Source organism: Limnoglobus sp. (assembly GCF_059499385.1).
Map to the genome: position 1 here is coordinate 1 of NZ_JCABYM010000145.1, position 13,949 is coordinate 13,949.

A 13,949-nucleotide genomic window follows, 5' to 3' on the forward strand; every position below is an offset into this window, starting at 1 on the left:
CGTTCCCCCTCACCCTAACCCTCTCCCCCGCAAAGCCGGGGGAGAGGGGACCAAAGTTCCTACCCACCGCCTCGCCACCTCGGAGCCTCTAGTGTCTTCGACCACTCGAACTCTCGTCCTCGCCGTCGCCGCGATCGGGTTTCTGTTCGACACCTACGAACTGCTCATGTTCCCGGTCATCGGGGCGAACGCCATCGCCGACCTGATGAAGGTGTCGCCGCAGGACCAGGTCGTCCGCGAGTGGGCCGGCCGGATGCTCTGGATCGCGGCCCTCGCCGGCGGGGCGTGCGGCCTCGTCGGCGGGTGGCTGATCGACCGGCTCGGCCGCAAGACGATCATGGTCGCCAGCATCCTCATCTACTCGCTGTCGCCGGTCGCGGCCGCGTTCAGCACCGAACTCTGGCAGCTCGTCCTGTTCCGCTGCACGACGTTCATCGGCGTGTGCGTCGAACTTGTCGCGGCCGTGACGTGGCTGGCGGAACTGTTCACCGACAAGCGGACCCGCGAGATCGCCATCGGGTGGACGCTGGCGGCCGCGTCGCTCGGCGGCATCCTCGTGACCGAGGTGTACAACCTGATCGTCGAGTACCTGCGGGACAACCCGGCCGGCATCGCCGGGTTCCCGGTCGCCCCGGCCGCGTGGCGGTACACGCTGCTGACCGGCCTCGTGCCCGGCGCGCTGATCCTGTTCCTGCTGCCGTTCGTCCCGGAGTCGCAGGTGTGGAAGCAGAAGAAGCTCGACGGCACGTTGAAGCGGCCGCGCCTGGGCGAGCTGTTCACCCCGGCCCTCCGCCGGACGACGATCGTGACGACGATCCTGTCCGCGTGCGGGTACGCGGCCGCGTTCGGGGCGCTGCAACTGACGCCGCTGCAGATCGCGCCCGGCCTGCCGGACCTGGCGGCGCGGCAGGCCGAGGTCGGGAAGGCCGAGAAGGAGGCGAAGACGGACGACGAGAAGAAGGCCGCGGCCGCGAAGCGGAAGGAGTTGACCAACGACACGCAGGCCCGCCGCGGCGACATCCAGCGGTGGCAGGAGATCGGCGGCCTGACCGGGCGGATCCTGCTCGCGGTGTTCTTGACGATGATTCCCAGTCGGACGCTGATCCGCCTGTTCCTCGTGCCGGGGATCGTGCTGTTCCCGCTGACGTACCTGGTGCTGCGGGAGAACGACTACGTCATCTTCGCGGCCGCGATCTTCTTTTGCGGGCTGCTGACGGTCGCGCAGTTCAGCTACCTGAGCGAGTTCCTGCCGAAGGTGTTCCCGCTCCACCTGCGGGGGACCGGGGGGAGCTTCGCCACGAACGTCGGCGGCCGGATGATCGGTACGATGGCGGCCCTCCTGAACACGGAGTTCCTGTCGAAGCAGTTCGCCGGCACGCCGCCGGTCCAGGTGGCGACGGCCGCGGCGGTGATCGGCGGGGCGGTGTACCTGATCGCGTTCGCGGCCACGTTCTTCCTGCCGGAACCGAAGCACGAGACGACGTAGCCCCCGCGGAATCGAGCGCGGCGGGGTGGTCAACGCCCCGCCGCCCGCCGCGGTCGGCCTCGACACCCCTCCGCCCCTCCCGCTAAATTTTCCCGTCCCGCACCGACGCGCCGCCTTACTTCCGCCGGTTACCGGCGGGCGACACGGATCGTCGCCCTCGGAGGTTCACCCATGACCCCACGGACGGGCACGCTCGCTTGCCTCGCGGCCCGGCTCGATTTCGACCGCACCGACGCCGACCTGCTCGACGACTTCGTTCGCCATCGGGACGAGGCGGCGTTCGCCGCCGTCGTCCGGCGGCACGGCCGGGCCGTGTTCGGCGTCTGCCGGCGAATCCTCGGCAACGCCGCGGACGCGGACGACGCCGTGCAGGCCACGTTCCTCGTCCTCGCGAAGAAGGCCCACCGGGTCGCGTTCCGCGCGGACGTGTCCGCGTGGCTGTTCGCCGTGGCCGTGCGGGCCAGCCGGGAGTTGCTCCGCCGCCGCGCCCGGCGGCGGGAGGTCGCGAACGTGCCGGACGCGGGGGCGGCGCACGACTTCGACACCGAAGTCGGCCGCGTCGTGCTCGACGAGGTGGCGAAGCTGTCGGCCGCGTACCGGGCGGCGGTCGTGCTGTGCGAACTGGACGGCGTCAGCCGGCGGGACGCGGCCCGGCGGCTCGGCGTCGCGGAGGGCACGCTGTCCAGCCGCCTCGCCGCCGCCCGCAAGCAACTCGCCGTCCGGCTCACCGCCCGCGGCGTCGCGCCGGCCCTCGTGCCGTTCGCGGCCGGGCTGCCGGCGGCGCTGGCCGAGACTGTCATCGCGGTGTCAGTGGCCTCCGAAGTCCCGTCTTCCACCGTTTCGGAATTGATGGAGGTCCTCATGCGAACGGGCAGCCCGCTCGCGGCCGGGAAGGTTCTCGCCGCCGTCCTTATGCTCACCGTCGTCGTCGCCGCCGGTCGATCCGGGGATGACCCGAAGCCGTCCCCGATTCAACCCGCCGCCGCGAAGGTCGTCGTCGAGGCGAAGGAGCAAGGCCGACTCGCGCTGTTGTTCCGCGAGGAGGTGCGGTATCTGACGCCGACCGGGAAGGAGCTTCAGCGGATCGACTACGCGGCCGCGAAGAAGCTGGACACGAACTTGCACACCGGCAGCGTCACCATCGGCGGCGGCAAAGGACTTGTGGAAGTGCAACGATACCTCCCGTCCTGCGGCCGCACCGGGCCGGGCGGCGCGGTCCCGCTCGCGTCGACGAACGGGATGAAGTTGCTCTCGCCCGGCGCGTCACCGGCCGTGAGGGCCGTGGCGGCGAACGAGGACACGGAGCCGGTCGTCGGGTGGGAGGCGGACGGCCGGCACTTCGTCACCTGCGCCGCCGAGATGAGCGCCGTCTGGGGCTTCACCGGGTACAAGGCGTTCCGCGTGAACGCCGCCACCGGTAAGCGCGAGCAGCTGCCGTTCGGCCCGGAGCACGAGGTCATCGACGTGTCGGCGGACGGCGCGGTGTTCCTGACGTACCGCCATCGGCCGCGGGCGTTCGGCCTGCCGGGGTTCTCGACGGACGGGATCGCGCTCTGCATTCTCGACCGCGCGGGAAAGAACCGACACGAGCCGTTTGAAGACGTTAAAGACCGCGAGTCTCGGGGACACCGCGTTTCGCCCGATGGGAAACGGACGGCTCAAATCACGGCACTAAAGAATCAGCCGACCGACCCGTCGCCGTTGACGATCACTGAGTTCTTTCCCGAGAAGGACCGGCTCGGTTCGGAAACTCGAGTCGTCTACTTCAAACTCGCCGACGGCCCGGTCGAGTGCCAGGCCGTCGCGTGGTCGCCGGACGGGAGGCAAATCGCCTCGTGCTGGCGGCCGCTGAGCTGGACGGACAAGCAGACGTGGCACGTCGTGGTGTGCGACCCGGCCGGCCGGAACATGAGGACGGTCGCGACGTTTGAGAGCAAAGGTGACGAGCAACTGCGGTCCGTCGATTGGTGGTGAGGCTTCAATTGTAGGGCGGGTCAAGGCTTTGCGCCGACCCGCCGTCGCCTCGTGTGCCCCGGCGGGTCGGCGCAAAGCCTTGACCCGCCCTACAAATCATTGGCACTACTTTCGGCTGTCACCCCATCAGGTAGCCGCGGAGCTTCACGAACAGCTCGTTGCACCGCTGCCGCCACGCCTCGTCGGCGAGGAGGCTGGCGTGCTGCGGGCGGAACAGGACGTGGACCGCCAACCGGTTCGGCTCCCGGTGCGGGCTGACCTGCCGCATGTGCAGCGCCACCTCGACCGGGCCGTCCGACTTCTTCCCCAGGCCCAGCCACCCGAACTTCCCGTTCGCCGCCTTCACCCCGACCTTCTCCAGCCGGACGCGGACGAACCCCGGCTGGTTCTCCAGCACCTCGCCGCCGGTGTCGGTCACGAACCCGCGGAGCTTCATCACCGCGACCGACTCCGGCATCCACGCGTCGAGCTGAAACGGCAGCGTGCCGAGCGTCACGATCGGCTCGAACACCGGGGTGGGAGCCGGCGGCCGCGCCGCGGCCGGCCGCGGGGCCGCGGCCGGCGTGTTCGTCATCGGGATCGTGGACGGGGCCAACGACACGGCCGGCGGCGGCGTGAGGTGCCGCACGTCCGCCTGGGCCTGGGCCACCGCCGCCGGCGCGATCGTCGTCGCCACCAGCGCGATCGGGTTCTCGTCCGTCCCGTCCAGCGGCGGCGTCTTCGCGACCGGGTGGAACCCGGTGTCCGACACCGGGCCGCCGCCGGACACCGCCTTCGCGTAGGCGTCGGCCAGTTCCCGCGCCGTCTGCGGCCGCTTCGCCGGGTCCTTCGCCAGGCACCACCGGATGACCTCCTCGACCGCCCGCGGGGCGATCTTGCCGAGGCCGAGTTCGGAGAACTTCGGCGGGTCCTCCGTCGCGTGGGCGAGGAGCACGTCCATGCTCGTCGCCCCCTGGAACGGCAGCCGGCCGGTGAGCAATTCAAAGAGCATGACGCCGACCGAGTACAGGTCGCCGCGGTGGTCCATCATCTCGCCGCGGACTTGTTCGGGGGCGATGTACCCCGGCGTGCCGACGGCGAAGTCCACGGCCGTGTCCGTCACTTGCTTCAGGTGGCCGTCGTCGATGAGCTTCGCGAGGCCGAAGTCCATGACCTTCACCCGCTCCTTCGGGGTGTCCGGCTCGGAGATCATGATGTTGGCCGGCTTCAGGTCGCGGTGGATGATCCCCTGCTCGTGCGCGGCCTGGAGCACGTCGCACAGCTGGGAGACGACCCGCGACACGCGGCCGAACGAGAGGCGGTGGTTCTTCTGGAGGAGCGCTTCGAGGTTGATCCCCTTGACGTACTCCATGACGATGCACGACCCGTACTCGTCCGACGCGCTCGCGTCGTAGAGCGTGACGGCGTTTGGGTGCGTGAACCGGGCCATCACGAGCGTTTCCCGTTGGAACCGCTCGCGGAATTTCGGGTCGCTGGCGACGTGGTCGTGCATGATCTTCACGACGACCGTGCGGTTCAGGTCGGTCTGCCGGGCGAGGTAGACCTTGCCCATCCCGCCCTCGCCGAGCAGTTTCTGCGTCTCGTAGCGTCCGAGGTAAGTCCGTCCAATCATGTATTCCTCATCCGCTCTCGGGCCAAGCTGCGGTTGACGCGAGTTTAGGTCGAAAATTCCGGGAACGCCAATCGTGAGAGGGGGTTAACGATTAACGAGCGGCGTAAGAATCAGGCCGCGGCGCACGTTTCGGCGGCGTGCGCGAAATCGCCGCCGGGTGTTTCCGGGAGGGGACGTTGGGTGGGTGAGAGATTCCCCGCGGATGAACATCCGCGGGGGCGGCCACGGGGCGGACCCCGTAAACTGTCCTCGTTCCAACCGTCACTCCGCCTTGACCGGCTTTTCGATATACCGTATGACCCCCCATCGCGACCCGATCCACCGGCCGGTCCTGCTGCCCGAGGTGCTGGCGCACCTCGACCCGCGACCCGGCCAGACGTGGGTGGACGCCACCCTCGGCGTCGGCGGGCACAGCGCCGCCGTCGCGAACCGGCTGCTGCCCGGCGGCCGGCTGGTCGCGCTCGACCAGGACGCGACGATGATCGAACTCGCCCGGCCGCGGCTGGCCGGGCTGCCGGTGACGTTCGCGAACGCGAACTTCGACCAGCTGAAGGACGTGCTCGCCAACCTCGGCGTCGGCCCGGTGGACGGCGTCCTCGCGGACCTCGGGTTCTGCTCCGACCAGGTGGACGACCCGGCCCGCGGGTTCAGCTTCCAGCAGGACGGGCCGCTCGACATGCGGCTGGACGCGGCCGGCGGGGCGACGGCCGCCGACCTCGTGAACACGCTGAGCGAGCCGGCCCTCGCGGATTTGATCTTCGAGTACGGCGAGGAGCGGCACAGCCGGAAGATCGCGCGGAAGGTCGTGGAGCGGCGGAAAACGATGCCGTTCGCGACGACGGCGGACCTGGCGGACGTGGTGAAGCACAGCGTCCCGTGGGGGCCGGACACCCGGCGGATCCACCCGGCGACGCGGACGTTCCAGGCCCTGCGGATCGCGGTGAACGACGAACTCGGGGCGCTCGACCGGCTGCTGGCGGCGCTGCCGGGGATCGTGCGGCCGGGCGGCCGGGTCGGGATCATCAGCTTCCACTCGCTGGAGGACCGGCGGGTGAAGCATGCGTTCCGGGACCGGCCGGAGTGGGAGCCGATCACGAAGAAGCCGGTGGAGGCGACCGACGCGGAGGCGGCGGCGAACCCGCGGGCGCGGAGCGCGAAGCTGCGGGTGGCCCGGCGGACATAGTAGTAGGCACACTCCGTGTGCCGTCTCCTTCCGGCCGCGGGGTGTTCGTCCGGGTCGCTGCGACCGACAGGAGACGGCACACGGAGTGTGCCTACTACTTTGGAGGCTCACGGATGGGCAACGACAACGGCAAGCTGAACTTCGACCCGATCCCCGTGAGCGGCGCGCCGCGGCCGGAGCTGCCGAAGGTCCCCGACCTGCCGTCGAAGCTCGCGGCGGCGAAGCCGCCGGAGCCGACGCCGGCGGAACCGGCGACGCCGCCGGCCCCGACGCCGACCTCGTGGCTGCCGGAGTCCGTGTGGCAGGCGTTCCAGCCGTCGCGGACGAAGGGCGTGCTCGCGGCCGGCGTCATCAGCTTGCTCGGCGGGGCGGCGACCATGCGGTATGTTTGGCCGCCGAAGCCGACCGCGACGGCGCAGGTCGAACCCGACCGCCTGGTCGCCCCGCTGCCGGCGACGACGAACGGCACGGCCGCGGACTCGTTCGCGGGGCAACAGAAGGCCGAGCCGGCTTCACCGCTGGCCCCGCCGCCGACGGCTACCACCGTACCGCTGGTGAAGACGGTTGAATTGCCGTCGCTGACGTTGCCGACCGTGGCCGCCTCGCCACCGGCCGCGGCCTCGCCGCTTCCCGCCCTCTCGCCGCCGTCGCTTCCCACCGCCGCCCCGGCCCTGCCGCCGATCGGCCTCCCGGTCCCGGCCGCGACCCCGCCGGTCGCGACCTCGCCGCCACCGGTTCCCGAACTCAAGATCGACCTCCCGAGCATCCTGCCGGTGCAAGGCACGGCCCCGATGACGCCGTCGCCCGCCCCGGCCCCGGCGGTGTCCCCACTGCCCGTTCCCACCACGACGACGGCCCCGCTCGTGCCGCCGGTCTCCACCGGGACGGGCACGGCCGCGCCAGCCGCGTTGCCGCTCCCCGCGATCACGGGGGCCGCGCCGATGGCCGTCAGCCCGCCGGCCCAGCCCTTGCCGGAGGTTAAACTCGACCCGCCGCCGATGACCGTTGCCACGTCGCCGACGCCGGCGGCCGCGCCGGACCCGCTCAAGTTGCCTCCCGTGACCGCGACGCCGACGACCGAGAAGAAGCTCGAACTGCCGTCGCTGGAAACGCCGCCGGTGCCGCGGATCCCCGTGACCGGCGCGGACCCGACGAAGGTTCCCGACATCGGCGTTCCGAAGCTGCCGGAGATCGGCCTGTCGCCGCCGCCCACGCCCGCGCCGAAGGTGGAACTGCCGGCGGTCGCGGCCGAGGTGAAGCCGGCGGCCGTCGCCCCGGCCCTCGAACTGCCCGTCGTCGGCGCGCCGCAGCCGGCCGCCGTCGCGACCGCGGCGAAGACCGACTACGACGTGGACCTGCACTACGTGAAGGGCGGCGACAGTTGGGCGTCCGTCAGCAAGCTCCACTACGGCGACGAGCGGTACGCCGAGGCGCTCAAGGGCTACAACCAGAACGCGGCCCTGACGCAGATGCAACGGGCCGAGGTCCCGCCGATCCACGTCCTTCGCAAGAACTTCGCGAGCGTGATCGGCCGGCCGGTCGAGAAAACCGGCGAGTGGAACACGATCACGCCGTCGAGCGCGACGGAACCGAAGCGGTCGATCACCGGCAGCGGGTACAAGACCTACGTGGTCCCGGCCGGCGGGCGGACGATCAAGGAGATCGCGGCCGACGCCTACGGCGACGAGGCCCGGTGGGGCGTCGTGTGGGAGTCGAACCCGAAGCTCGTGCCGGACAAGGCGATCCCGGAAGGGACGAAGATTTACCTGACCTCGCAGGCGAAGATCGGGGAGTGACGTTCTGAAACGCGAAAAGCCCAGGCACGGCCGTGCCTGGGCTTTTCGCGTTTTTGTCTTTAACTTACGGCCCGATGGCGGACCCGCCGCGCTCGCCGGTACGGATGCGGACGGCGTCGTCCAGCGACAGCACGAAAATCTTGCCGTCGCCGACCGTCCCGGTGTCGCCGGTCCGGGCCGCGTGGACGATCGCCTCCACGGCCGCCTCCACGAACGGCTCGTTCACCGCGATCTCCAGCTTCAACTTCGGCAGCAGCCGCACTTGCATCTCCTGACCGCGGTAGACTTCCGTGTACCCCCGCTGCCGGCCGCACCCGCGGACGTCGGAGACGGTCATCAGGTACACGTCCCGCTCCGCCAGCGCCCGCTGAACGTCGTCCAGCTTCTCCGGGCGGATGATCGCAACAATCAGTTTCATGGTGGTGATGGTGGGATGAGGTTGTGTGAAGAAAGCCCCCGGACGAACGTCCGGGGGCTGACGGGCAGGCGGTTAGCTCTCGACGGTCGTGCTGACGCCGCCGCCGAGGGCGTCGGTGAACAGCTTCTGCAGGGCGCTCTTCATCGCCACCGGGTCGCCGCCGCGGAACCGGAACTTGTTCCCGCTCACGGTCGTGACGTACGGGTAGATCGCCCGGAACTCCTTGCTCGGCGGGTTCTCGCTCGGCTGGCAGAGCTTGCTCCAGACGGTCATCAGCTGCGCCTCGGACGGCCCGGCCACGGTCACGGCGAACCGCTTGCCGCCGCCGTTGGCCGGCGGCATCGTCGCCGCCTTCGGCTCCAGCGTCGCCCCGCCGTCCACGTCCGGCCCCATGTCCACGCCGACTTCCCCGTGCTGGCTCAGGTCCAGGCCCATCGCCTCGTCCTTCGGCGTCACGGTGAACCCGAGGGTCTTGTCGATGACGAGGACCAGGATCGCCGTCACCACGAACGCGTAGACCGCGGACAGGGCGCACGCCTTGATCTGCCACATGATCTGCGACGCCCGGTCGTAGGTGACCGTCTTGCCTTCCACGATCGTCTTGCCGGGGAACGCCCCCTCGGGCATCTCGGCCCCGTAGGCCCACAGCGGGATGCTGACGAAGAACGCGGTCAGGATCGCGCCGAGCAGCCCGCCGACGCCGTGGATGCCGAAGGCGTCGAGCGAGTCGTCGTACCCGAGGACGCTCTTCGCCGCGACCGCCCAGTAGCAGACGATGCCGGCGAGGATGCCGATGGCCAGCGCACCGCCCGGCGTGACGAACCCGCTCGCCGGGGTGATGGCGACCAGGCCGGCGACGAGGCCGGACGCGAACCCGAGGGCCGTCGGCTTGCCGCGGTGCAGCCACTCGACGAGGAGCCAGGACAGGCCGGCCGCCGCGGCCGCCGTCTGGGTGAACGTGAACGCGGAGATCGCCTGGGCGTTCGAGAACAGCGCGGACCCGCCGTTGAACCCGAACCACCCGAACCAGAGCATCCCGGCCCCGAGGAGCGTGAGCGTCATGTTGCTCGGGTGCATCGCCTGCTTGCCGTACCCGATCCGCTTGCGGAGGACGAGGACGGCCGCCAGCCCGCTGAACCCGGCCGCGATGTGGACGACCGTGCCGCCGGCGAAGTCGATGGCCCCGTTCGCCCCGAGCAGCCCGGCCGCCGGGAACACCTGGACCGGCGGGTCGGTCGCCGCCACGTTCACCTTGTTCGCCGGGTTCCAGTCGAACGACCACACCATGTGCGCCAGCGGGTCGTACACGATCGTCGTCCAGAGCAGCGCGAACAGCAGGTACGAGCCGAACTTCACCCGCTCGGCGAACGCCCCGGACACGAGGGCGACGGTGATGATCGCGAACATGCCCTGGAACATCGCGTGCAGGTACAGCGGCAGGTTCGTGTTCGGGAAGCTCTTGAACTGGTTGAGCGTGTCCACGTCCGCGGCCGCGGCCTTCTTCTGCTCCTCGGTCGCCGTCGCCGGGTCAAGCCCCTTCTCCTTCAGGATGTCGTCGGCCGTCTTCGTCGTCCCGAGGGCGGCCGAGGGCGGCAGGAACATGAGTTCCTTGCTGAACCCGACGACGCCGGCCTCGATCGGCTTGCCGTCGGAGTCGGAGCTGATCGAGAACTTGAGCGCCGGCGTGCCGAACGCCAACGCGTACCCGATGACCACCCACTGCACGCCGACGAGGCCGAGCGCGACCATGGTGTGCATCATCGTGCCGAGGATGTTCTTCCGCCGGGCCATGCCGCCGTAGAACAGGGCCAGGCCGGGCATCATGAGCATGACGAGGGCGCACGACACGAGCATCCAGGCGATGTCCGAGTACTTGTGCGCCGCCGTGGTCGCGTCGGCGGCCGCCTTCGAGGCGGCGTCCACGTCCGCCTTCATCGCCGGCGTCTTGGCCGGGTCGGGCGCGGCGGCGTCTTGCGCGAACGCCCCGTCCGCGGCAAAGAGGAAGAGAGTGGCGACGAGCATCGCCCGAACTGCGAGATACACGGGCACCTCCTGATGAGGAGAGGAACGGATTTCTGGACCAAGCCGCCCCAACGCAGCCAGTGTGCCGGGAAGATGGTGAAAATGAATTGACCTAAAAGGTTCAATGAGAAGAATTAAAGGCGATCATGCGAAAAATCGCGATGCGATAATAAGCAGTGAGTGCCATCAAATAAAGCAGATGTGCCCAGATACGGGGCAATAATTTGCGTCTGTAGATTTATCCGGCCCCGCCTGCAACTCTTACACGCCGATTTACAGAATCCGCGGTGATGAATTGTTGAGCATTCCAATGAAGATTCGTCGCAAAGCTAATTTTATCATCATCTTGCAACAAGGCAGTGGGAGGGAAGGCGAGTTTGGCACGACCCGTGCCTAGTAACAACTATCAGCCGGATGACCCCCAGACGGCTGAATGGTCGAGGATCGTCTGTCGATCTTCCCCCAAGAGCGGCAGCGGCTCACACCCCCGAGCCGACGATCTCGACCGATCACGCACGAAGGAACCCCCTGAAACCCGCGGGCCGGCAGCTCCCCCAGCTGCCGGCCCGCGGTCGTTTGACACTTCGATCCCCGAACTCCGGTTTGAGTTCTAACGCCCTCGCGAATCACCGGCGAGCCGAGCGGCGGAAGCCGCCGGGGTAGGAGTTTACCCGCGGCGTACGCCGCGCGGCGCGCCCCGATTAGCCGCGGCGCGCCCCGGATCGCCATCGACACATCGCCCGCGCTCATTTCCGTTCTCCTTCCGCCGGCGGACGCTTATAATGCCCCCATTCTCGCCGACCCGACCGAAGGCTCGCGTGCCATGAACAACTCGCCGATCTTCGTCGCGCCGCCGAACCTCAAGCTGCCCGCTGCCCCGCCGTCCCAACTCGCGGCCGGTGAGACCGCCGACCTGCTCCGCCAACTGCTCGACGTGCAGAAGGAACAACTCGGTCTCGCGAAGCAGGCCGCGGCCGCGGCCGACCACCAGGCCCGCTGGCGGAACTTCCTCGCGCGATGGCAGGAGGAGTTCCCGGACGTGGGGCCGGCCTGCAAGGAAGTGCTGCCGGTCGTCGAGCGGGCGTACCTGCGGATGATGCTCGAACTCGCCAACCGGCTCCGCGGCGACGACCCGGACGACCTGGAGAACGAGTACACGCTCGCCGAGTTCCTCGACAAGTACGGCCACCGGCTGGCGCAGCTCGGCACGATCGTCAGCCAGCTCTCGCCCCTCGCGGACGCGACCCCCGCGCCGCCGGCCAACGAACCGGACCCCACGTAACCCCGCGGCCGAGGCCCGTACATCGGACATGGACATCCCCGCGGCGGATTTGAGTCGGATTCGGGAGCTGTACACGCAGGGGCGGTACCGCCAGGCGCTGGCCGCGTCCGCCGCGTTCGGCCCGCTCGTCGGCTGGACGAACACCCCCGCCCGCCTGCTCGCCGGCCGCCTCGCGATGCAACTCGGCGCGCCGCGGCTCGGCCGCAAGCTGCACGCCGCCGCCTTCCGCAGCAGCCCGTCCAACCTCGAAGCCGTCTACTACCACGCCCGCTACCGCTTCGAGCGGTTCGGCCCGCTCGCGAGCTGGCGGTTCATCCAGGACCAGACCGACTGGGCCGACGCCTCGCCGGACCTGCGGGCCGACTGGTACGCGTTCAACGCCTTCGTCATGGCCCGGCTGCACGACTTCGACCGGGCAGAACGCTTCTTGAATCAGGCCGAGTCGCTCGCCCCGCACCGGGCGTGGATTCAGGTGGAACGCGCCGCCGTGATGGAGGCGAACGACCGCCCGGCCGAGGCGCTCGCGGCCGCGCGGCGGGGGATGGAGCTGCAGCCGTGGTTCCGCCCCGCGGTGCAGGCGGTCGCCCACCTGTTGCAGAAGGCCGGGCAGGACGCCGAGGCCGCATCGTTCTTGATTGAAGCGACCGAGCATCTGGAGAGCGGCATCGTCTCCGCGCACCTGGCGGCGCTGCAGATCGAGCTGGGCCGCCACGCGGACGCGGCGAAGAGCCTCGACCGGTACGAGGAGCTGTCGCCGCTGCTGGAGAAGGAAGGCAAGAAGTGGCTCGCCGCCCGCCGCGCGGACGTGCGGTACACGCTCGGCGACTTCGCCGGGGCGGGAGAAACCGCGGCCGCGCTGGACGACGAATTTTATAAACGGTTCGCCGCGAACCTGACGGGAAAGACCGGCGGGCCGCGGAAGACGCTCCTCGCGGTGCCGAACTCGGTCGGCGAGCCGCCGACGGTGTACGACCTGCTCGGCGGGTTCTGGAACCACCCGTTCCCGAACCCGCCGGCCGAGTGCCCGATGCCGGCGGACGGCCTGCCGGACGCCGGCGAGCGGGCGCGGGCCGAGGCCGCCGGGTGGACGTGCCGCGAGTTCGCGCTGACCGCCGAGGTCGCCGGCGAACTGATCGCCGCCGGGCTGCCGTTCCTGCTCACGCTCGTCGAGGTCGGCGTCAGCCAGACGCGGCTGGTCGTCGGCCACGACCCGCTGCGGGAGAGTGTCTTCCTCCGCGACGGCCACGAGAACAAGCCGGCCGAGGCCCCGCTGCCGGTCGTGCTGAAGCGGTACCCCGCGACCGGCCCGCGATGCATGGTCGCCGTCCCGACGGCCGAGGCGGCGCGGCTGAAGCCGTTCGCCGACCTGCCGGACGCCGAAGGGTACGACCGCCTCTTCGCCATTCACCAGCACTTCACCGGCGGCAAGCAGCACGACGCGAAGGGACTACTCGACGCATTCACAGCGGAATACGTCGGCCACCGGCTGGCGAAGGTCGCGGCCGTCCTGTGGGCGCGGCTGACGGCGCACCCGGTCCTGCTGCTCGACGCCGTTGACGCGCTGCTCGAAGACTTCCCGGACGACGCGACGTACACGCTCTCGAAGGCGGCGGCGCTGCGGGAACTCGGCCGCACGCGCGAACGGCGGGCGGTGCTGGCCGCGGCCGCGGCGAAGCCGGACGCCGACCCGCTGCTGGTGCAGTCCTACGCGCAGATGCTGCTGGCCGACTGCCGCTGCCAGGACGAGGCCGAGCGGCTGTTGCGGCAGTCCGTGCGGGTCCGCCCGCAGGCGGCGGCCGGGTACTTCCTCCTCGGGTCGCAGCAGTGGGAGCGCGGCGCGTTCGCGGCCGCGACGGACCTGTACCGGTTCGCCGCGTGCCTGGACGAGCGGGAGGAGCAGTTCGCGGACGCCTACTTCCGGGTGGCGAAGTGCCGCGACCACGTGCCGGAGGCGCTGCGGCTGTTCCAGCGGCGGGCGACGAAGACGGACGCCCCGTTCCCGCCGGCCGTGCGGGCGCTGTTCAACGCGCTGTTGGACCGCGACGAGCCGGAGCAGGCGTTCGCGGCGGTGGACAAGGCCATCGACAAGTTGAAGGAGCCGGTCGGCGAAGTCGTGCCGCATCTTGCTCTTTCTCCCTCCCCCCTTGGGGGGGAGGGCCGGGGAGGGGGGTGGGCG

The 13,949-nt window shown here is 70.0% G+C and carries 9 protein-coding genes; 6 read left to right on the forward strand and 3 right to left on the reverse strand.

Translation table 11 applies throughout. The features are described 5' to 3' along the window. Positions 1-91: 91 nt before the first annotated feature. Together AC5JJ2_RS25885 and AC5JJ2_RS25890 are read left to right on the forward strand one after the other, a co-directional pair. Positions 92-1,486, forward strand: a complete 1,395-nt coding sequence (locus AC5JJ2_RS25885; protein ID WP_495860945.1) for an MFS transporter — start codon at positions 92-94, stop codon at positions 1,484-1,486. Positions 1,487-1,657: 171 nt separating this feature from the next. After that, a complete protein-coding gene (locus AC5JJ2_RS25890) occupies positions 1,658-3,460 on the forward strand; it encodes an RNA polymerase sigma factor (RefSeq protein WP_495860946.1) in 1,803 nt (600 codons plus the stop codon). Positions 3,461-3,578: 118 nt separating this feature from the next. Here AC5JJ2_RS25890 and AC5JJ2_RS25895 read toward each other — a convergent pair whose 3' ends face one another. Further along, positions 3,579-5,072 (reverse strand): serine/threonine protein kinase, encoded by a 1,494-nt coding sequence (locus AC5JJ2_RS25895; protein WP_495860947.1) that lies wholly within the window; start codon positions 5,070-5,072, stop codon positions 3,579-3,581. A gap of 295 nt (positions 5,073-5,367) precedes the next feature. Here AC5JJ2_RS25895 and rsmH point away from each other — a divergent pair, with 295 nt between their 5' ends. Continuing rightward, positions 5,368-6,255 carry a 16S rRNA (cytosine(1402)-N(4))-methyltransferase RsmH gene (gene rsmH, locus AC5JJ2_RS25900; RefSeq protein ID WP_495860948.1) on the forward strand — a complete coding sequence of 296 codons (888 nt, stop codon included), beginning with the start codon at positions 5,368-5,370 and terminating at the stop codon, positions 6,253-6,255. Between the two features lie 113 nt (positions 6,256-6,368). Next, positions 6,369-8,051, forward strand: a complete 1,683-nt coding sequence (locus tag AC5JJ2_RS25905; RefSeq protein ID WP_495860949.1) for a hypothetical protein — start codon at positions 6,369-6,371, stop codon at positions 8,049-8,051. A gap of 64 nt (positions 8,052-8,115) precedes the next feature. Here the strand turns inward: AC5JJ2_RS25905 and AC5JJ2_RS25910 are convergent, their stop codons facing one another. Then, entirely contained in the window at positions 8,116-8,469 is a 354-nt protein-coding gene (locus AC5JJ2_RS25910) for a P-II family nitrogen regulator (RefSeq protein ID WP_495860950.1), read from the reverse strand. A gap of 72 nt (positions 8,470-8,541) precedes the next feature. After that, positions 8,542-10,512 (reverse strand): ammonium transporter, encoded by a 1,971-nt coding sequence (locus AC5JJ2_RS25915; protein WP_495860951.1) that lies wholly within the window; start codon positions 10,510-10,512, stop codon positions 8,542-8,544. Positions 10,513-11,314: 802 nt separating this feature from the next. Between AC5JJ2_RS25915 and AC5JJ2_RS25920 the strand changes: the two genes are divergently transcribed. After that, entirely contained in the window at positions 11,315-11,773 is a 459-nt protein-coding gene (locus tag AC5JJ2_RS25920) for a hypothetical protein (protein WP_495860952.1), read from the forward strand. 28 nt (positions 11,774-11,801) lie between these two features. Continuing rightward, positions 11,802-13,949 (forward strand): tetratricopeptide repeat protein (locus AC5JJ2_RS25925; protein ID WP_495860953.1); only part of this gene is annotated, 2,148 nt, incomplete at its 3' end.

Coding starts and splice junctions, on each gene's coding strand:
- rsmH (WP_495860948.1), top strand. CDS start 5,368: ATGACCCCCCATCGCGACCCGATCCACCGGCCGGTCCTGCTGCCCGAG.
- AC5JJ2_RS25910 (WP_495860950.1), bottom strand. CDS start 8,469: ATGAAACTGATTGTTGCGATCATCCGCCCGGAGAAGCTGGACGACGTT.
- AC5JJ2_RS25905 (WP_495860949.1), top strand. CDS start 6,369: ATGGGCAACGACAACGGCAAGCTGAACTTCGACCCGATCCCCGTGAGC.
- AC5JJ2_RS25920 (WP_495860952.1), top strand. CDS start 11,315: ATGAACAACTCGCCGATCTTCGTCGCGCCGCCGAACCTCAAGCTGCCC.
- AC5JJ2_RS25895 (WP_495860947.1), bottom strand. CDS start 5,072: ATGATTGGACGGACTTACCTCGGACGCTACGAGACGCAGAAACTGCTC.
- AC5JJ2_RS25890 (WP_495860946.1), top strand. CDS start 1,658: ATGACCCCACGGACGGGCACGCTCGCTTGCCTCGCGGCCCGGCTCGAT.